Source organism: Sphingomonas sp. UYAg733 (assembly GCF_054057355.1).
In genome coordinates, this window is the sequence record NZ_JBSRZE010000004.1 from 230,366 (window position 1) to 248,527 (window position 18,162).

18 protein-coding genes are annotated in these 18,162 nt (G+C 63.5%); 4 read left to right on the top strand and 14 right to left on the bottom strand.

Going from position 1 to position 18,162, the window contains the following annotated elements; all coding sequences use genetic code 11:
* Nucleotides 1-87: 87 nt before the first annotated feature.
* Nucleotides 88-885, bottom strand: coding sequence for a response regulator (locus ACVWZA_RS10180; RefSeq protein WP_457311081.1), 798 nt, complete (start codon nucleotides 883-885; stop codon nucleotides 88-90).
* Between the two features lie 160 nt (nucleotides 886-1,045).
* Between ACVWZA_RS10180 and ACVWZA_RS10185 the strand changes: the two genes are divergently transcribed.
* The 3 genes from ACVWZA_RS10185 (at nucleotide 1,046) to ACVWZA_RS10195 (ending at nucleotide 3,284) form a co-directional block, all read left to right on the top strand.
* Nucleotides 1,046-1,291, top strand: coding sequence for a NepR family anti-sigma factor (locus tag ACVWZA_RS10185; protein ID WP_457311082.1), 246 nt, complete (start codon nucleotides 1,046-1,048; stop codon nucleotides 1,289-1,291).
* A gap of 37 nt (nucleotides 1,292-1,328) precedes the next feature.
* Nucleotides 1,329-2,891 carry a sensor histidine kinase gene (locus ACVWZA_RS10190; protein ID WP_457311083.1) on the top strand — a complete coding sequence of 521 codons (1,563 nt, stop codon included), beginning with the start codon at nucleotides 1,329-1,331 and terminating at the stop codon, nucleotides 2,889-2,891.
* A gap of 258 nt (nucleotides 2,892-3,149) precedes the next feature.
* Nucleotides 3,150-3,284 (top strand): entericidin A/B family lipoprotein, encoded by a 135-nt coding sequence (locus ACVWZA_RS10195; protein WP_457311084.1) that lies wholly within the window; start codon nucleotides 3,150-3,152, stop codon nucleotides 3,282-3,284.
* Nucleotides 3,285-3,361: 77 nt separating this feature from the next.
* Here the strand turns inward: ACVWZA_RS10195 and tatC are convergent, their stop codons facing one another.
* From tatC to ACVWZA_RS10250, 11 genes are all read right to left on the bottom strand, one after another.
* Nucleotides 3,362-4,147 carry a twin-arginine translocase subunit TatC gene (tatC, locus tag ACVWZA_RS10200; RefSeq protein ID WP_457311158.1) on the bottom strand — a complete coding sequence of 262 codons (786 nt, stop codon included), beginning with the start codon at nucleotides 4,145-4,147 and terminating at the stop codon, nucleotides 3,362-3,364.
* Nucleotides 4,141-4,560: a Sec-independent protein translocase protein TatB gene (gene tatB, locus ACVWZA_RS10205; RefSeq protein WP_457311085.1), complete on the bottom strand. Its 420-nt coding sequence runs from the start codon at nucleotides 4,558-4,560 to the stop codon at nucleotides 4,141-4,143. Before tatB ends, tatC begins: the two co-directional genes overlap by 7 nt.
* 53 nt (nucleotides 4,561-4,613) lie before the next feature.
* Nucleotides 4,614-4,844 carry a twin-arginine translocase TatA/TatE family subunit gene (locus ACVWZA_RS10210; RefSeq protein WP_457311086.1) on the bottom strand — a complete coding sequence of 77 codons (231 nt, stop codon included), beginning with the start codon at nucleotides 4,842-4,844 and terminating at the stop codon, nucleotides 4,614-4,616.
* Between the two features lie 28 nt (nucleotides 4,845-4,872).
* Entirely contained in the window at nucleotides 4,873-5,451 is a 579-nt protein-coding gene (scpB, locus tag ACVWZA_RS10215) for an SMC-Scp complex subunit ScpB (RefSeq protein ID WP_457311087.1), read from the bottom strand.
* Between the two features lie 10 nt (nucleotides 5,452-5,461).
* Complete coding sequence (locus ACVWZA_RS10220) at nucleotides 5,462-6,187, bottom strand: segregation and condensation protein A (protein WP_457311088.1); 726 nt, start codon at nucleotides 6,185-6,187, stop codon at nucleotides 5,462-5,464.
* Between the two features lie 106 nt (nucleotides 6,188-6,293).
* On the bottom strand, nucleotides 6,294-7,301 hold the full coding sequence (locus ACVWZA_RS10225; RefSeq protein WP_457311089.1) for a glycoside hydrolase family 3 N-terminal domain-containing protein: 1,008 nt from the start codon (nucleotides 7,299-7,301) through the stop codon (nucleotides 6,294-6,296).
* 93 nt (nucleotides 7,302-7,394) lie between these two features.
* A complete protein-coding gene (locus ACVWZA_RS10230; protein ID WP_457311090.1) occupies nucleotides 7,395-8,120 on the bottom strand; it encodes an SPOR domain-containing protein in 726 nt (241 codons plus the stop codon).
* Nucleotides 8,121-8,123: 3 nt separating this feature from the next.
* The gene (gene argS / locus ACVWZA_RS10235; RefSeq protein ID WP_457311091.1) at nucleotides 8,124-9,848 is read right to left on the bottom strand and encodes an arginine--tRNA ligase; all 1,725 of its coding nucleotides are present in this window, start codon (nucleotides 9,846-9,848) and stop codon (nucleotides 8,124-8,126) included.
* 187 nt (nucleotides 9,849-10,035) lie between these two features.
* On the bottom strand, nucleotides 10,036-11,187 hold the full coding sequence (locus ACVWZA_RS10240) for a DUF1501 domain-containing protein (protein WP_457311092.1): 1,152 nt from the start codon (nucleotides 11,185-11,187) through the stop codon (nucleotides 10,036-10,038).
* Nucleotides 11,188-11,190: 3 nt separating this feature from the next.
* Complete coding sequence (locus ACVWZA_RS10245) at nucleotides 11,191-12,708, bottom strand: DUF1800 domain-containing protein (protein ID WP_457311093.1); 1,518 nt, start codon at nucleotides 12,706-12,708, stop codon at nucleotides 11,191-11,193.
* A 136-nt stretch (nucleotides 12,709-12,844) separates the two neighbouring features.
* Entirely contained in the window at nucleotides 12,845-13,444 is a 600-nt protein-coding gene (locus tag ACVWZA_RS10250) for a TetR/AcrR family transcriptional regulator (protein ID WP_457311094.1), read from the bottom strand.
* Between the two features lie 115 nt (nucleotides 13,445-13,559).
* Between ACVWZA_RS10250 and ACVWZA_RS10255 the strand changes: the two genes are divergently transcribed.
* Entirely contained in the window at nucleotides 13,560-14,774 is a 1,215-nt protein-coding gene (locus ACVWZA_RS10255; RefSeq protein ID WP_457311095.1) for an MFS transporter, read from the top strand.
* Nucleotides 14,775-14,778: 4 nt separating this feature from the next.
* Here ACVWZA_RS10255 and ACVWZA_RS10260 read toward each other — a convergent pair whose 3' ends face one another.
* Together ACVWZA_RS10260 and ACVWZA_RS10265 are read right to left on the bottom strand one after the other, a co-directional pair.
* Nucleotides 14,779-15,942, bottom strand: a complete 1,164-nt coding sequence (locus ACVWZA_RS10260) for a deoxyguanosinetriphosphate triphosphohydrolase (protein ID WP_457311096.1) — start codon at nucleotides 15,940-15,942, stop codon at nucleotides 14,779-14,781.
* The gene (locus ACVWZA_RS10265) at nucleotides 15,939-18,047 is read right to left on the bottom strand and encodes a tetratricopeptide repeat protein (protein WP_457311097.1); all 2,109 of its coding nucleotides are present in this window, start codon (nucleotides 18,045-18,047) and stop codon (nucleotides 15,939-15,941) included. Before ACVWZA_RS10265 ends, ACVWZA_RS10260 begins: the two co-directional genes overlap by 4 nt.
* Nucleotides 18,048-18,162 lie beyond the last annotated feature (115 nt).

Below are 18,162 nucleotides of genomic sequence, written 5' to 3' on the forward strand. Positions count from 1 at the left end.
AAAACCGTTTTGGGTCCGTATCGTTATTGAGCGTCGATCGATTTTTCGAAAACACGCCCCGATACGAACCCTGGGTCGACCGCCCGATCAGGCGGCCGGAACGGTCGCCTGATCGAAGAACAGAGCCTGGCTGATCGCCGCCTTGACCGTGGAACGCTGAAACGGCTTGGTGATCAGGAAGGTCGGCTCAGGCCGCTCGCCGGTCAGCAGTCGTTCCGGGAAAGCCGTGATGAAGATCACCGGCACCTGGAATTCGGCCAGGATGTCCTTGACCGCATCGATTCCCGAACTGTCGTCAGCAAGTTGGATGTCGGCCAGCACGAGACCGGGACGGTCCTCCATCGCCAGCGCGACGGCTTCGTCACGGGTGACGGCGACGCCGGTCACGTCATGCCCCAGATCGCGCACGATCGCCTCGATATCCATCGCGATGATCGGCTCGTCCTCGATAATCAGGACACGAGCGCGAGTCTGCTTCTCGATCTCTGTCAGCGCCTCAGCGACCAGCGTATCGACTTCGCTCTTCTCGACCTCGATCAGATAGGCCGCATCCTCCGGCGTGAAACCTTCCATCGCGGTGAGCAATAGCGCCTGACGCGACAAGGGCGTCATCCGCGCCAGCCGCGCGCGCGCGATCGATTCATAGTCTTCGCTGCCCGAATTCTCCGGCGTCTCGTCAAAATTGGTCGAATTCCAGATCGCCTGAAAAGTCCGATAGAGACCGAGGCGCGGATCGACATCGCGCGGAAATTCTGCCGGTGCCGCGACGATTGCCTCCAGCGTGGCACGGACATAGCGATCGCCATGCGACTGGCTACCGGTCAGGGCGCGACCGTAACGGCGCAGGAAGGGAAGATGAGGGGCAAGCTGCTGTCCAAGCGACATGGCTGTCGGGGTCTCCTGACGTGAAAGCGTCGTCCTTTTGGAAGGGACATTACGCCAATGCAACGCGTTTAAATTGCCCGGGCACAAGTGCCGGGCTTTTTCGCATCGGACGTGGAACCATCGAGACGATCTTTTGTTTCATGCTATCGTCGCGGACTGTATGCGCGACGGATCGCCGGGACTCTTTCCGGTCGATTTTCCGATATGCCCGGTTTTCGCCGGATGCTCAGGGGGGACGACATTGAGTTCGGGCGAAGAGTCTTCGAAAAAGCCGCAAGCTTCCGGCACGGCCAAGGTCCAGAGCAAGGACCGCGACATGGGAGCAGCGCTGCGCACCGTCTATCAAAAGACGGTAGAAGAGGCAATTCCAGCCGAAATGCTCGACCTTCTGGGTAAACTCGACTGACGGCGGCGTGATCGAACCGACATCAGAGCGCACAGCTTTGGCCAGACGGTCATCGCTGTTTCTGTCGCAGATCCCGACCGGCGCCAAAATCTTCCTGATCCTGAGTACGGCCCTGCTTCCGCTGGCTATCATCGCCTTTTTCGCAACGTTGAAAACCACCCAGAACGCCGACGCCGATGCCCGCGCGCGGCTGCGCGTCGCGATATCCGAAAGTGCGCGCAAGGTGGCGATCGAGCTGGTTGGCGACATGACCGCGCTGCGCGTCGCGCTCAACGCGCTCGACAGCGATCCGGGCGATGCGCCGAACTGCGCGCGCGTTCAAGGCGTCTTTGCCCAACAGGCGGCCGCCGGCACACGCTTTGTGATCACCGACCGGGCCGGCCGCGTGCTGTGCGGCAGCGCATTGCCAGCCAATATGGATCTATCGGCAGCCGTCAGCGAAGCGGCGATCGCCGCCCGCTTGGTGCCCGACAAGGGACTGGTACTTGTGATCAAGGGCCCCAGTGGCGCGGCGACCGCGAGTGCTTATTTTCCCGCCAAATTCCTGGCCGAGATCGGCCAGCCAAGCGGTTTCACACCACCTTTTGCCGCGACACTGGTGCGCGAAGTCGAATCGCTACGACTCGTTTCCCTGCCCTCCAGCGGGCCGCTCGAGCGGCGCGAGACGCAAATTCAGCCGCTCGGCATCGGCGAGTTGAGCCTTAAGATGAGTGTGCGCAGCTTGCCGATCACCTCGCCGCTGCTGATCGCGCTGCTGCTGCCGATCCTGATGTGGGCGGCCGCCGCCAGTATCAGCTGGTTCATCGTCGACCGGCTGTTGATCCGCCCGTTGCGGCAATTGCGCGCTAGCGTCGCCGCCTATGTTCCGGGTGAGCTGATCGACCCGGCGCAGGTTCGTGCTCTCCCGGCTCAGGAGATACGCGAACTCGGCGACACTTTCCGCACGATCAGCCGCACCGTTGCCGAACATGAAGCCGGTCTGGCCGAGGGGCTGGTGCGGCAGACCCGTCTCACCCGCGAAGTCCATCACCGGGTGAAGAACAACCTTCAGGTCATCGCCAGCCTGATCAATTTCCATGCGCGTGGTGCCAAATCGCGTGAGGCGACCGACGCCTATGCCGGCATCCAGCGCCGCGTCGATGCGCTCGCGGTGGTCCATCGCCACCATTTCGCCGAAATGGAGGAGCATCGCGGTCTCTCGCTGCGCTCGGTCGTCGGCGAGCTCGCCTCGAACATTCGCGCGACCGCCCCCGAAGGATCGTCACAGATCGGCATCGTAATCGATGTCGAGCCCTATCTGGTCAATCAGGATGTCGCGACCGCCATCGCTTTTCTAATCACCGAAATCGTCGAGCTGGCGATGAGCTGCAATCCGGCGGCGCAGATCAGGATCTCGGTCAAGGCCGCAGAAGTAACCGAACGTGCAGTACTGCGCGTCAGCTCGCCCGCGCTGATCGAAGGCGACATGCTGCGGGATATCGTGACCGAGCGTTATGGTCGCGTGATCGAGGGACTGTCGCGCCAGCTTCGCTCCAAACTCCATCACGATCCGCTGATCGGCGCCTATGAAATCATCATTCCGGTCACGGGGCGTGACTGATTCGAAAGATTCCGAATTTTTTTCGAAATCGTTGGAACTCGATTTGTGGAAGCACGTTTTGCTATTCGGATAGTGACTTTATGCCCCCCCGCTCTCGCTATCCAAGACATGGGCCCGGACGCGTCAACCTCCCCCCCGGTGGCGTATCCGGGCCCAAATCGTTTCCCGCACTTAACCGAAAATCGATGTCGACTGCGGAACGAAATTCCGCTGTCGATCATTGATCTTCGGCAAGAAGCTTTGGTTCAGGAGATAAAGATGCGCAAACTTATGGGAATGGCCTTTGTGGCGGCTGCGCTGATGGTAAGCGCATGTAACACTGTCGAAGGCGTCGGCAAAGACGTCAAGTCTGCCGGAGATACGGTTGCGAAAACGGCCGACGACGCCAAGTAACAACTCGCCTAACCCGTTCGCCAGCAATGGCGTAGGGCAAGCCCTCTCCCGGCACCGGGAGGGGGCTTTTTTCTCGCCTAAGGGGCTTCTGCGGCCTCGGTATCGGCTGCGAGTTTGGCGCGCTTGCGCTCGGTGAACCAGATACCGATCAAGGCAATCTCGTAAAGCATCACCAACGGCACAGCGAGCAGCAACTGCGACCCGATATCGGGCGGCGTCAGAACGGCGGCGATCGCAAAGGCGCCCACGATCGCATAACGCCGCGCGCCGACCAACTGCTTGCGCGTCACGATCCCGGCCCGCTCAAGCAGCATCAGCAGCACCGGCAGCAGAAACGACAGGCCAAAGGCGAACAGGAACTGCATCACGAAATCGAGATAATTGCCGATCGCCGGCAATGCTTCCTGCTTGATGCCGCCAAGATCACCCTGGTACGACAGCAGGAAATGCAGCGCCATCGGCACCGCCATATAATAGGCCATCGCCGCACCCATGATGAACAACACGGGGGTGGCCAGCAGAAAGGGCAGCAAGGCGCGCCTTTCCTGGCGATACAGGCCCGGCGCGACGAACTGCCACAGCTGGTTCGCGATGACCGGGAACGATGCCATCATCGCGGCGAAGAATGCGACCTTTATCTGGACGAAAAAGGCTTCGAATATCTGCGTGTAGATGATCTTGCTTTGCCCCGCGACGACCAGCGGGTGCAGCAGGAACGACAAGATCGTCCGCGAAAAATAGAATGAGATGGCGAAGGTGACGACCAGTGCCGCCGCGCAATAAAGCAGCCGCCGGCGCAGCTCGATCAGGTGATCGAGCAGAGGAGCTCGCGTGGAGTCGAGCTCACCAGTATCGCTCACGATGCAGCCTTCTTGCGCGGCGCACGCGGCTTTTTCGATGCCGTAGGCGACGTATCCACGGATGCCGGCGCGACAACCGGCATTTCCACCATCACCGCGGCACCATCACCTTCGGCAGCAATCTCGGCGTTCCCCGGAGCATCGGTCGGAGAGATCGGCAACATATGCTGGGCGGGCGTAGGCGGATGTTCGCGCATGATCCGCTCATTCTCGCTGGCCCAGCGTTTTTCCATATCCTGCAGTTCGGCCTCACGAACCATAGAATCGAAGCCGGAGCGGAATTGCCGCGCCACACCACGCGCCCGGCCAACCCAATAACCGACGAAGCGCATCGCCTTCGGCAGGTCCTTGGGTCCGATAACAACCAGCGCGACGACCGCGACGAGGAGGAGTTCGGTAGGCGCGACGTCGAACATTCAAACGGCCTGTCAGCGCAATCGCGCGGTTCAATGGTCCAACGGAAACGGAATCAACGTTCCTCGCGGAGCTTTTCACCATCGCGGTCGAACGCCGGATCAGCAGCCTTTTGAGCGTCGATGCGCGTCGGCTCTGGCTTCTCGTCTTCCTCGGCCATGCCTTTCTTGAAGCTTTTGATGCCCTTGGCGACGTCACCCATCAAGTCGGAGAAACGGCCTTTGCCGAACAAGAGCATGACGACCACGCCGACGAGGAGCCAATGCCAGATACTGAGGCCGCCCATTACAGAATCTCCTAATTTCAGATCCTATCTAGTCCTCCTCGTCGGAAGTTTCCACCTCTAGCTGCTCGAATGCCAAATCTACCGGATCAAGCAGGCCCGCCGCCCTGAGATCGTCGATTCCGGGCAAGTCGCGCCGGCTCGAAAGCCCGAAATGGGCCAGAAACTCCGGCGTCGTCGCATAAAGCAGCGGTCGCCCCGGCACCTCGCGCCGGCCGGCGGGCCGCACCCAGCCGGCCTCCATCAAAACGTCGATCGTGCCCTTTGATATCTGAACGCCGCGGATCGCCTCGATCTCGGCCCGAGTCGCGGGTTCGTGATAGGCGATGATCGCCAGCGTCTCGATGCCCGCTCGGGACAGTTTGCGCGGCTCCTCGCGGTCGCGGCGCAGCAGGTGCGCCATGTCGGCGGCAGTCTGGAAATGCCAGCGCTCCCCACGCCGCACGAGTTCAACTCCCCGCCCCGCGTAAAACTCCTGAACGGCATCGAGCGCCTCTCGGACGCCGGCCGCGTCGTTCAGATGCGCACGAATCGCCTCCGCCGTCATCGGCGCGGTCGCCGCAAACAGCACCGCCTCCACCGCGCGAGTCAGATCGTCGGGCGGATTCATACCGGCAGATTCATATTGGCGCCCTGATATAAAGCGGCGCAAAGGGCGATTTCTGCCGCAACTCCAGCCTGCCCTGCCGCGCCAGTTCGAGCGTCGCGACAAAACTGGAGGCGAGCGCGGATTTGCGGAAGATGCCGGTCGCGCTCTCGGGCAGAAAACTCTCGATCATACTCCAGTCGATCCTTTCGCCGAGCAGGCGCGACACGCGTTCCAACGCGGCGTCGAGCGTCATCACCGGCCTGTTGGCAACGATATGCATCACGGGCCGGGTGCGCGCGGTAATTCTGCCGTAAGCAGCGATCAGATCGTAAATCTCCGCCTGCCACAGCGCCTTGCGCACGGTGCGCAGCCCTTCCGGCGCGCCGCGCAGGAAGACGTCGCGCCCGGTGCGGTCGCGCGCCATCAGCCGGGCACCGCCCTCACGCATTGCGCTCAACCGCTCGAGGCGCAATTGCAGCCGCAGCGCAAGTTCCGCCGGATCGGGTTCGACCTGTGGGTCACGCGGCAGCAGCAGCGCCGATTTGAGATAAGCGAGCCATGCCGCCATCACGAGGTAATCGGCGGCTAGTTCGAGCTTGATTGCTTTTGCTTCCTCGATGAAGCGCAGATATTGCTCGACCAGCGCGAGGATCGAGATTTCGCGCAAGTCGACCTTCTGATGCCGCGCAAGCGCGAGCAAGAGGTCGAGCGGGCCTTCCCATCCGTCGAGGTCGAGGTTGAGGCTTTCTTCGGTCATTACGCCTAGGTGTAAGCGTGAAGGCCGGGACGACGCAATCGTCGCCGACGCAGTCCTCGCGGGCAGGAGACCATCGGCCGGAACTCGCTTAAGGCTCAAGCGCTGGCTACGCCACCGCCAGCAACGCATCCCGCTTGGCGATCAGCGCCGCCAGATCGCCATCGACCCGCACGCCCGCGATCGTCGCCATCGCCCTGTCCAGCCGCGCGCGCGACAAATCCGAAATCCCGCCGAGCCGAGCGGCGATATCCTCCATCTCGTCCATTCGACCCCAGCAATCGAGCACCAGGTCGCACCCTGCGGCGATCGCGCCGGCGGCCTTGTCGCCCGCACTGCCGCTCAATGCCTTCATGTCGATATCGTCGGTCATCAGCAGTCCATCGAAGCCGATGCGTTTACGGATGACCTCCTCGATCACGATCGGCGACAGCGTGGCTGGCCGTTCCGGATCCCATGCCTCGAACACGATGTGCGATGTCATGCCCATCGGTGCGCCGGCCAGCGCCTTGAACGGCGCAAGATCGACCTCGAGTTCCACTTCCGATGCGGTGACGGTGGGTAGATGATAGTGTGTGTCGATTTTCGCCCGGCCATGTCCCGGCATATGTTTGACCACGCCGACCACGCCACCGCGCCGCAACCCGTCGATGATCGCCCGCCCCATCGCCGCGACGCGCATCGGTTCACTGCCCAGCGCACGGCTGGAAACCGCTTCAGTCGTATCGGGTTGTGAAACGTCGAGCAGCGGCATGCAGTCGACGGTGATGCCGACCTCGGTCAGTGTCAGCGCGATCGCCTCGGCGTTGGCGCGCGCCGCCTCGATACCGGAGATCGGTGCGGTTTCATAAAGCGCGTCGAAAATGGGGCCGGCGGGAAAGGCGGGCCATTCGGGTGGTTGCATCCGGGCGACGCGCCCCCCTTCCTGGTCGATCAGGATCGGCAGGTCGCCGCGCCCGGTCATCGCACGCAGATCATCGGTCAGCGCCCTGACCTGCGCGCGATTCTCGATGTTCCGTTTGAACAGGATGTAACCGGCCGGGTTCGACGCACTGAAAAAAGCGCGTTCATCGGCAGTAATGGTCAGGCCGGACAGGCCATAGATAACGGGAATCATTGCGAGACGGCTCCAAACGGCGCGCGCGAGTTGATGCGCCGCAATCGCGTCATAACAAGCCCCTCCCTTTCAAGGGAGGGGTGAAAAAGAGACTCAGTCGTTCGGTACGAAGCAGGCTTCGCCCGCCACCCTGAGCTTGCCGCATAGGCTCGACGCCTGTCCCGCGCTGCCCGCGTTGACGCGCAAACGGTACATCGTCCGGCCGTTCACATCGGCCTTCTGCACCGATTTGCCGAGCGGCGCGAGATAGGTGAAGCGCTTCGATGTCTTGGTCCAGGCGGCGTTGGCCGATGCCTCGTCGGGAAAGGAACCGAGTTGCACCAGCGCGCCACCCGAAGTGCCTGCTGATGCGGAGCGGGCCGGGCCGGTCGGTGCCGCCTTGAGTGCCCCGCCGGATGCCGGAATCGCCGTGACGGCCTTGGCCGCGCCTGTTGTGGCGGCCCCGGCCTTCGCCTTGGTGCCGGCGACCGGCGCCTCGGGCACAGCTTCGGCATTGATCTTGGCGTCGCCCGATGCGGCGCCGTCGCTCGTTGCGATCGCGCTATCGCCTTCACCCTCGACCTTCAGGCCGCCGGGATCGTCGGGCTTCACCTTGTAATCGCCCTCCTGAGCGTTGATCAGCGCGCCATTGCCGGCTTCGCCACGCGCCTTATGGTAATATTGGTAGCCAAACAGTGCCGCGGCGATGACCGCAAGAGCAAGCGCAATCAGCGCAATGATACGAAGCGGGCTGGGTCCCGTTTCATAATCCTCATCGACGGTTTCCAGCCAGGGCAGCCGGTCCTCATCGCGCATGTCGAAATCGTTCGACGTTGCCATCTGTCACATCTCCTGGACCGCCTGCACCCCCATGATGCCAAGTCCGTTGCGGATAACCTGCCCTATTGCTTCGGCCAAGAAAAGCCGCGCGCATGTCTGGTCGGCATTGTCGGCGATCAGGAACCGCCGTGCGGGATCATCCTTGCCGAGATTCCATAATGAATGAAGAGATCCAGCCAAGTCATAGAGATAGAAGGCAATACGGTGTGGCTCACGCGCCGCTGCCGCAGTATCGACGATCCGCGGAAACTGCGCGGCGAGCTTGACCAGCGCGAGCTCCTGCGTGTCAAGTTGGGACAGATCGACCGAACCGCATACGATCCCAGCCTCGGCCACCTTGCGACCGAGCGACGCGATCCGTGCATGCGCGTACTGCACATAGAAGACCGGGTTGTCCTTCGACGCCTCGATCACCTTGGCGAAATCGAAGTCCATCTGCGCATCCGACTTGCGCGTCAGCATGGTGAAGCGAACGACGTCCTTGCCGACCTCGCTCACGACATCGGCAAGCGTGACGAAATTGCCCGAGCGTTTGGACATCTTGACCGGTTCACCGGCGCGCAGCAGCCGCACCATCTGCACGAGCTTTACGTCGAAGCGCGTCTTGCCGCCGGTCAGCGCCTGCACCGCCGCGACGATGCGCTTGACCGTGCCGGCATGATCCGCGCCCCAGATATCGATCAGCGCATCGGCATTCTGCGCCTTCTGGTAATGATAGGCGAGATCGGCGCCGAAATAGGTCCATTCACCCGATGACTTGCGGATCGGTCGATCCTGGTCGTCGCCGAACTGGGTCGAGCGGAACAGCGGCAGCACGACCGGCTCCCAATCCTCCGGCGTCTCGCCCTTGGGCGCTTCGAGCACGCCGTCATAGATCAAGTCGCGCGCGCGCAAGGCCGCCTCGGCCGCCTCGGGCTTGCCCGCCGCCTGTAATTCGGCCTCGGACGAGAATAGGTCGTGATGGATGCCGAGTAGCGCCAGATCGGCCTTGATCAGCACGAGCATCGACGCGACGGCGGTCTTGCGGAACAGCGCCAGCCATTCGCTTTCGGGGGCGTCGACATATTTGTCGCCGAATTCCTGGGCGAGCGCCTGGCCGACCGGGACCAGATAGTCGCCGGGGTAAAGGCCCTCCGGGATCGCGCCAATGTCCGCGCCGAGCGCCTCGCGGTAGCGCAGATGCGCCGAGCGCGCGAGCACGTCGACCTGCCCGCCCGCGTCATTGACATAATATTCGCGGATTACCTTGTGCCCGGCGAACTGCAGCAAGGTGGCCAGCGCATCGCCGACCACCGCGCCCCGGCAATGCCCCATGTGCATCGGTCCGGTCGGGTTGGCGGAAACATATTCGACATTGACGGTGATGCCCTTGCCGCGCGTCGAGCGCCCATAATCATCACCCTCGTCGCGGATCGCCGACAGTTCGGCGCGCCACGTATCCTCGGTCAGCGCGAGGTTGATGAACCCCGGCCCCGCGACTGAAACGCTTTCGACCTCTTCGAGCTTGCCCAGTTCCGCGGCGATCTTTTCGGCCAGCGCGCGCGGGTTGGTCGCGGCGGGCTTAGCCAGTACCATCGCGGCATTTGTGGCAAGATCGCCATGCGTCACCTCGCGCGGCGGCTCGACCGTCACGGCGCCGCGGTCGAGCCCGGCGGGCAGGTCGCCCGCGGCGACAAGCGTGTCGAGCGCCGCATCGAGATGCGCGGCAAAACGGGTATACAGGGTCATCATTGGTCCGGTCGATTGAGAACAAGCGCGGCCCTTAGCGGAAGCTGCTGGCGCCTCCAAATCCTCCCCGTGCCGGGGAGGAGGAGAATATTGGATCGACGGGGCACCAACACCGTTTGGTTGAGCCTACGAAATAGCGGCACCCCGCCGACCCCCTCCCCGAGAGGAGGAACTGAACGCACGCCGGTCAGGCGCGTAGTAACCCCTGCACCACCGGCGTGCCCGGTGTATTGGGGAAAAGCGTCATCATCGTGCGTTTGGGATCGACCCCAAAATGACCTGCGACGGCTCCGCCGATAAACGCGTCGAGCTGCATCGTGGGTTTCAAGTCGCGACCTTCATAAAGTGCGCTTGCCCCAAGTCCCGGCCAGTCCGCGATCACCCGTCCCCCCTTTACACCACCGCCCATCAGCATCGCTGAACTCGCGGTGCCGTGATCGGTTCCACCGGTTCCGTTGACCGCCACTGTTCGCCCGAATTCTGTCGCGACAAGCACCATCGTGTCGGCCCAAAGCGGGCCAAGCCCAGCCTGCAGCGCGCCAATCATCGCATCCAGGCCTTTGAGCTGGGCACCGAGCCGCCCGCGCTGTTGTGCGTGCGTATCCCAGCCGCCAGTCTCGATCATGGCAATCCGCGCGCCATCGGGCGCCACAAGCAATTTCGCGGCCAGCGTCCCGGTCGCCGCGGCGTTACGGCCATTGTCGCCGGCCAAATCACTGGTCAGCTTGCGTGTGCTCATCGCCTCGCTCCACAGCGAATGGAGCTGGCTGTCGCCCTCGTACAGCATAGTCACCCGTTGCAGCAGGTCGTCCGAAGCATCGGGCAATGCGGAGGGCGCATAGGAGGCGACCTCGCGCGATCCGCGCAGCGCCATCGGAACGGTCGCCGCGACCGCGATTGCCTTCGCCTCGCCCGAAGGGATCACGCCAAGCATCCGGTTCATCCAGCCATCCTTGACCCGATACGCCCCCGCCCCACCCGTCTCGAGTACATTCTGCCCATCGAAGTGCGACCGGTCGCGATAGGGCGAGGCGATGGCATGGGCGAACAGCGCCTGGTCCCGAGTGTAAAGCCCGCCGAGGTTGGCCAGCGACGGATGCAGCGCGAACATAGCATCGAGCTTCGCTGCGCCATCGAAATCCGCTGCGAGAACACCACGCGCGCCGGCAAATGCCGGATCACCGACCGGTGCGATCGTGCCGAGCCCATCCGCTGCGCCGCGCTGGATGATGAATACGAAGCGCTTATCGGTTTCTGCTTTGGCCCAGGCCATGCGTGGCGCGAGCAAAGCGAGCGCGCCCATCGCGCCAGTACCAATCAGGGAACGACGATCGATCATCACCTATCTCCGCATGAATTCGGGCGCGACGAGCAGCAGCGCGAGCGCCTGTCCCGGACTTTCCGCTCGCGCCAGCGCCTGGGTCGTTGCCGGGCTCACCGCCGCCGGAAACAATTTCGGCGCGAGCGCGCGCGCATCAATCGTTCCGCCGCTGCGCGCCGCGAACCGTTCCGCCGCCTCGACCCGGCGCATCACTGCGTCCGAACCGGCCCAGCTTCCCGCGATGTCGTCATAACCGGCCGGCGATCCGGGCCGCCAGATCGGCTGGCCGAGCTGGTTGAGCAGTCCGGTCACCGCCTGGGGTTGCACTGTCTTCGTGCCCAGCGCGCGCATCGCCGAGATCGACCAGTCCCATGGTGTCTTGAACTTGGCGCTTTGCTCGATCCAGGCCTCGGGCGAATCGATCAGCGCGCGATAGACCGTCGGCAGGTCGCCGCCTGACGACAGGAATGCCGTCTTGAGCCGTTCGACCAAAGCGGGCGGCGGGACGTCACCGGTGAAATGCCGCGCCAGCTTGGTGGCGATATGCGTCGCCGTCGCCGGATGCACGGCGAGGTCGGACAGCACCGCCTGTGCCTGGCGCTCGCCGGCGTGCGCATAGCCTTTGCCCATGATCGTGCGCGTCCCCGGTTCGTGGATCCGTTCGGCAAAGATAAAATCTCCGGGCTCGCCCTCCGATCCGGTGATCCGCGCGACGACGCCGCTGGTCAGACCGGCCACGGTCCAGCCGGTCATGGCGCGAGCGAATTCGGTGACATCGGCCTGACCGTAGCCGGTGCGCACGCCCAGCGTGTGGAGCTCGAGTATCTCGCGCGCCAGATTCTCGTTCAGCCCGAGCTTGCGGTTGGGCCGATTGGCGACGCGGCTGCCGATCTGGCTGTTGGGGCCGATCGATTGCACTTGATCGAGATAGAGCAGCATCGCCGGATGGCGCTCGACCGCCGCGAGCATGTCGCCGAACTTGCCCAGCACGTGCGGCCGGATCGCTTCGAATTCAAGCAGGCCGGCAAGGCCGATCACCATCAGCTTGTCGGCCGATACAGCGAAATGATTGGCCCAGAAATGAACCAGCCGCTCGACGAACGGCGCCGGGCCGGTCAGCGCAACGACCGACCGGGCACCGACCGCATCGACATAATTGCCGCGCCCCTGCTGCCGCGCGAATTGCCGTGCCTGCTGAACCGCGTCCTTTGGATTGCCATCGGCCTTCTCCGCATCCGGCGCTGCCGGACGGTCGGCCATCATCGATACCGGGCCGTCTTCCATCATAGGAGCGGTTGCGGTCTTCACAGCGGCCTTGCGGCGTGGCGCCTTTTCCGCGCGCAGTTGTTTCGTCTCGACCAGATAGTCGGCCAGCTCTCCCGCGATCTGACGACGCCCGGGCAGAGCGGTAATGACCGCGGGTTTTATCTCGAACTTGTCGAACTGCGCCAGCAGCCACTTTTCCGGAGCGTCCGAAACCATTTCTTCCGGCCGTGCGCCAAGCCCAAAGCGGTTAAGGGCGATGCTTTGCTGCGACATATGCTCATTCCCGGACTGTGCTCACAGCCAGAATAGGCGCCGTTTGTCGCAAGAATATGCCAAGCCGACAGCTCGTCGCCCGCGTGCCTCGACTGATCGCTTTAGCCGCTGCCCGGCTCAATCGATGCGGCCGGCGTTATCGGGGCTTGATCAGCAATCCCTCCAGCAGCGCCTTGAACGCCGTAACGACCTTTCCGGAGATTGCCTCGGGGTCATCTGAGTTCGCGATCGACTGCGAGGCCTGACTGCTTGCCCCGTTGATCAACCGCGCCGCTATGGCGGGATCGAGATCGGCGACGACCACCCCCTCTCGTTGCAGAGCGATAAGATGGCCCGCGATTGCGGCCTCGCAGGCGCTGGCGTTCGGCCAGTGTGACGGATCACCCAGAACGGCGGGGCCGTCCCGGAACATGATGCGCTGGATTTCCGGCTCGAGCGCCATTTCGATATAGCTGGTGCATTCGTCGACAAAGCCCTGCCAGGGCGTAAGCGCCCTCCGGGCGACCTCGCTGACCCGCGCCGCCATCTCATCGTCGATCTCGACGATGACAGCTCTAAACAGCCCCTTCTTGTCGCCGAAATGATGATAGAGCGCACCACGCGTCAGGCCGGCAGCGGCGGTAAAATCATCCATCGACGCCTCGGCATAGCCGACCGTGCCGAACGCATGACGCCCCGCGCTCACCAGTTTGGCGCGTGTCTCCGCGATCATTTCCTTGCGTGGCCTGTGTGCCATTGGACTTCCTTCACATACGGGACGTATATTAATTGACATACGCAACGTATGCAATTAGCCAAATTTCATACGCCGCGTATGTCAATCTTGCGGTCCTGATATTCTGGAGCCTGCAATGCCCAACCCCTATGGAGAAATCTTCCGCACGCCGGGCACGAAAGGCTTTGCGGCCGCTGGTTTCGTCGCGCGGTTGCCGATCGCCATGGCACCGATCGGCATCATCGCCATGTTGTCGCAGACCCATGGGGAATATTGGCTCGCCGGCGCCGTCTCGGCGACCTATGCACTGACCAACGCCGTCATTGCGCCGCAGATTTCGCGGCTGATCGATCGTCTTGGCCAAACGAGAGTGGTCGTGCCGACTATAGTTGTTTCGGTGATCGCCTTCGCGGCGCTGCTGGTTGCGACCCATCAGCATTGGCCGATCTGGACGCTGTTCGTATCCTCGCTGCTCGCCGCGGCCATGCCCAGCATTCCAGCGATGGTGCGGGCACGCTGGACCGAAATCTTTCGCGATCACCCTGAACTCAATACCGCCTTTGCGTTCGAATCGGCGGCGGATGAGCTCGTTTATATCGCCGGTGCCTCCTTGTCGGTGGGCCTCAGCGTATCCTTGTTTCCCGAGGCGGGTGTGCTGGCGAGCACGCTGTTCCTCGCATTCGGATCGGCGGCGTTCATTCTGCAACGATCGACGGAGCCCAGCGTCAGGCAGGTCGGACAAGGCGGTAGCGGTTCCGCAATCCGGCAGCGCCCGGTACAGATCATCACCCTCGCCCTGATCTTCGTCGGCGCGATCTTCGCAACAGCGGAAATCAGCGCGGTAGCCATCACCAAGGAGTTAGGTCAGCCGAGTGCCGCGACGCTCGTCATCGGTGTGTACGCGATTGGTTCGTTCGCCGTCGGCCTGATCGTCGGCGCGCTGAAGCTGAGCATGCCGCTGCAGCGTCAGCTCGCGATCGCGGTCGGCATCATCGCGCTCACCACATTGCCTCTGCTGGTCGCAAATACGGTGCCGATGCTCGCTCTGGCGATCTTCGTCAGCGGCATTGGCGTCTCGCCGACCTTCATTACCGCGTTCGGCCTGATCGAGCGCCGCGTGCCGGCGGCGATGCTGACAGAAGGCGTGACCTGGGTGACGACCGGTATCGGTATAGGCATGGCGCTGGGGTCGTTTGCGACAGGATTGGTGGTGGATAAATTCGGCGCGTATAACGGCTTCTGGGTGTCGGTGGCCGCCGGAACCATAGCGTTGATCATTGTCCTGCTCGGTCAGAAGAGCCTTGCGGGCGACCAGCGCAAGATTGCACCCTTGCCGCAGTCGGCGGCATAGGCTTTTAGAATCCCTCGGGCAAATCCACCGGGCCGACCACTTTGCGATAGCGGTTCACGGCATAGCGGTCGGTCATACCGGCGATGAAATCGGCGATATGACGACTGCGCGCGGGTTCGCTTTCGGGGAGGCGCGAGGCCCAGTCATCCGGCATCAGCGCGGGGTCGGCAAGATAGGCAGCGAACAGGCCCGCGACCACGCCGTGCGCCGCGTCGGCCGCCGCCATCTGACGCGGATGGTGATAAAGGCACGCGTACATGAATTTCTTCAGCGCACGCTCGTCGTCGCGCATCGCCCTGGAAAAGCCGACGAGCTGCCCCGCCGCGCGAACATCGTCGGCGGTTTCGACGCCAGCCGCAGTCAGTCTCGCGCGAGACTCCGCGATGACGTCGTTGACCATGGCGCCGATCTGGCTGCGCACCAGTTCACCGGTGAGCCTTTCTACAGCGACATCGGGAAAGCGCGCCAGGGTGCGAGCCCATCCGCGTGCGATCACCGGCACGTCGAGCAACTGATCGAGTGTCAGCAGGCCCGCGCGCAGGCCATCGTCGATATCGTGATTGTCATAAGCGATATCGTCGGCGATCGCCGCGACCTGCGCCTCCAGCGACGGCCAGCGGCCAAGGTCGAACGGAAAGGCGGCATCCGCCTCGGCCAATGCCCATCCGGGTGCCTTGACCGGCCCATTGTGCTTGGCCAGCCCTTCCAGCGTTTCCCAAGTCAGGTTCAGCCCGTTCCAGCGCGGATAAGGACTGTCGATCTCCATCAGAGCGCGCAGCGTATGACCATTATGGTCGAAACCGCCCTGCCCGATCAGCGCAGCCTTCAACGCATCCTCGCCAGCATGGCCGAACGGCGGATGGCCGATATCATGCGCCAGGCACAGTGCCTCGGTCAGATCCTCGTTCAACCCCAGCGCACGCGCGATCGTCCGGCCGATCTGCGCGACCTCGATGCTGTGCGTCAAGCGGACGCGGAAATGATCGCCGTCGGGGGCGAGGAATACCTGGGTCTTGTGGCGCAACCGGCGAAAGCTGATCGAATGGACGATCCGGTCGCGGTCGCGCTGGAACGCGTCGCGCGGCCCGCGTTCGCTGTCGCCCTGTTCCTTGTGCAGGCGCCCTCTGCTGCGCGCCGGTTCCAAAGCCCAAGGTGCCGGGTTCCTCACTTCGCGCCGAGCTTGGTGATCTTCTGGCCAGCTTCGCTGGTAAAGGTGAAACCGGAAATGCCCGACTTCGCGATCAAATTGACGAAGGAGCGTGCTTCATCGCCGGTCTTGAAAGGACCAGCGAGGACGCGGTTGGTCAGCCTGAGCGGCGTGGTCCAGCCCGCCTTGCCCTTGAACGCGACCGGCGCCTTGGCGCTGACTTGCTCCCACGCCTTGGCCAGGCTCGCTTCATTGGCACCGCCCGCCACCTGCACCCAGATACGCGCCGGTTCCAGGATCTTGGGATCGTTCTTCTTTTTCAGCTCCTCCGCCTTTTTGGCATCGGAGAGCTTCTTGTCGACAAGCTTTTTGTCGGCGACCTGCTTGTCCGCCAGTTTCTTGTCGGCAAGTTTCTTGTCGCTGGCCTTCTTGTCCGCCGCCTTCTGGTCGGCCAGCGCCTGGGCGTCGGCCGCCGAACTGTCAGGACCAGCCCCCGCTGCCGCGACTGGCCGTGGTTCGACCCTGGCCGGGGCCGCCTCGGCAACCCTGACCGGCGCGAGCGTGGCCGGTTCGACGTCGAGTTCGGAGCCGGGCACGGTGATATTGGCAATGATCTTCGCCAGGATCGAATCCTCGCCGCGCGCCAGTCCGGATGGTGGCGTGCGCAGTTCGAGTGCGGGAGCGGCGGTGGGAGTGGATGCGGCAGGCGTGGGAGCGGGCGCGACCGGTTGCTCTGCCGGCGGTCCAGAAACCGGCTCGGACGCTACCTTGGCGGACTTCTCGACCGGCTTCGGTGCAGCGACGTTCGTGACCGGCTGAGTGTCTGGCTCGACCACATCCGGTTCGTTATCGGCGACCTCGGGCTCGGGGACGCGCTTTGCCTCAGTCGATGGCCTTGGCGCCGGCGCGTCGGCGGCCAGTCGGCCTGGCGGCTGCGCCGCCTGCGAGGCTTCTACACGGCGCGGTGCGGGCATTGCCGTCACCGTCACCGGTCTTGCCAATGCATAAGCGACCGACGGCAGCGGTGCGCGATCACTTGACTGCAACTGAGTTGGCGCCGCCGCTTGAACGACCTCGTTCCGGCCTGACAGCGCCTGCACGACCTCCGTCCGCCCCGGAATCTGTTGCACCACCTCGGAGCGACCGGGCATTTCCTGGACGACTTCAGCGCCGGCCGGCGATCCGACATAAGCAGGCGGCGCGGGCAACGGCACTGGTGGTGTGGCGGTGGCGACCTGGAAGCGATCCGGTCCGCGCTTCTTCTTGTCCTTCTTGCGGTCGCGGCGATCTTTCTTCACTTCGGCCGCGGGTGAAGTCGTCACTGCGCTCGCCATGACGACCGGGCGTCCCGGTTCGGGCTGCAACGCCGGCATCGCCGGCGCCAGCCGCGCGTCTGCGGTCCGCTGTGGTGATCCGCGCACTTCGCCGAAATGCACCGCAAAGGCGCGATCGACCGCGCCGAGTTGCGGCAGGCGCTGGAAAAATGGCCCCAACCCTTGAGCGAGACCACCCGGCATCATGCTGGTCGCGATGCGCTCCGCGCCCGGCGCATCACCGGTCATCGCCAGGATGAAAGCGCGCGCGCGCCATGCGCCGCGGTCGCTGCGGCGAAGCAGCGGCTCGAGCTTTGCCAGCGCTTCGTCGCGCCTGCCGGAAATGCCCAGCGACAAGGCGTAGCGACGGATCGTTTCGTCCATCGCGCCATCGTTGAGGGCAAGGCGGTAATCGCGCTGCGCACGCTCCTGTTCGCCGATGAGATCATAGGCGAGTCCGCGATCGGCAGCGAAGCGCCGCACGTCGCCGCGAAACGATTCGGCTTCGGCGAACCGGCGCAATGCTTCGCCCGGTCGGCCGGCCTTGACGAGCAACGTTCCCATTCCCGCCTTGATGCGCGGATTGCGGGGATCAAGCCGTTCCGCGCGTGCAAAGAAGCCCGACGCGGCGGTCGTGTCGTCGAGCTTTAGAGTCAGCTCGCCGGCGCGAATAAGGGCGTTGAGATCGGCAGGGTTTACCGCGAGCGATCGCATTTCCGAGGCAAGTTCGTCGGCATCAGGCGTCGCCGCCTGAACGACCTCATATTGCGCGGACGCGGGCGATTCCGCCATGAACGGCAAAGGAGAGGCCATCAGGGCCAGGATATGAAGACGCCGGGCGTGCATCAATGTGTCAGCTCAGCGCCTTGCCTGTCCCAGAGAAGTGGTCATGCCGGACCTGTCCAGCATCCGCTGTTCCGTAATCACA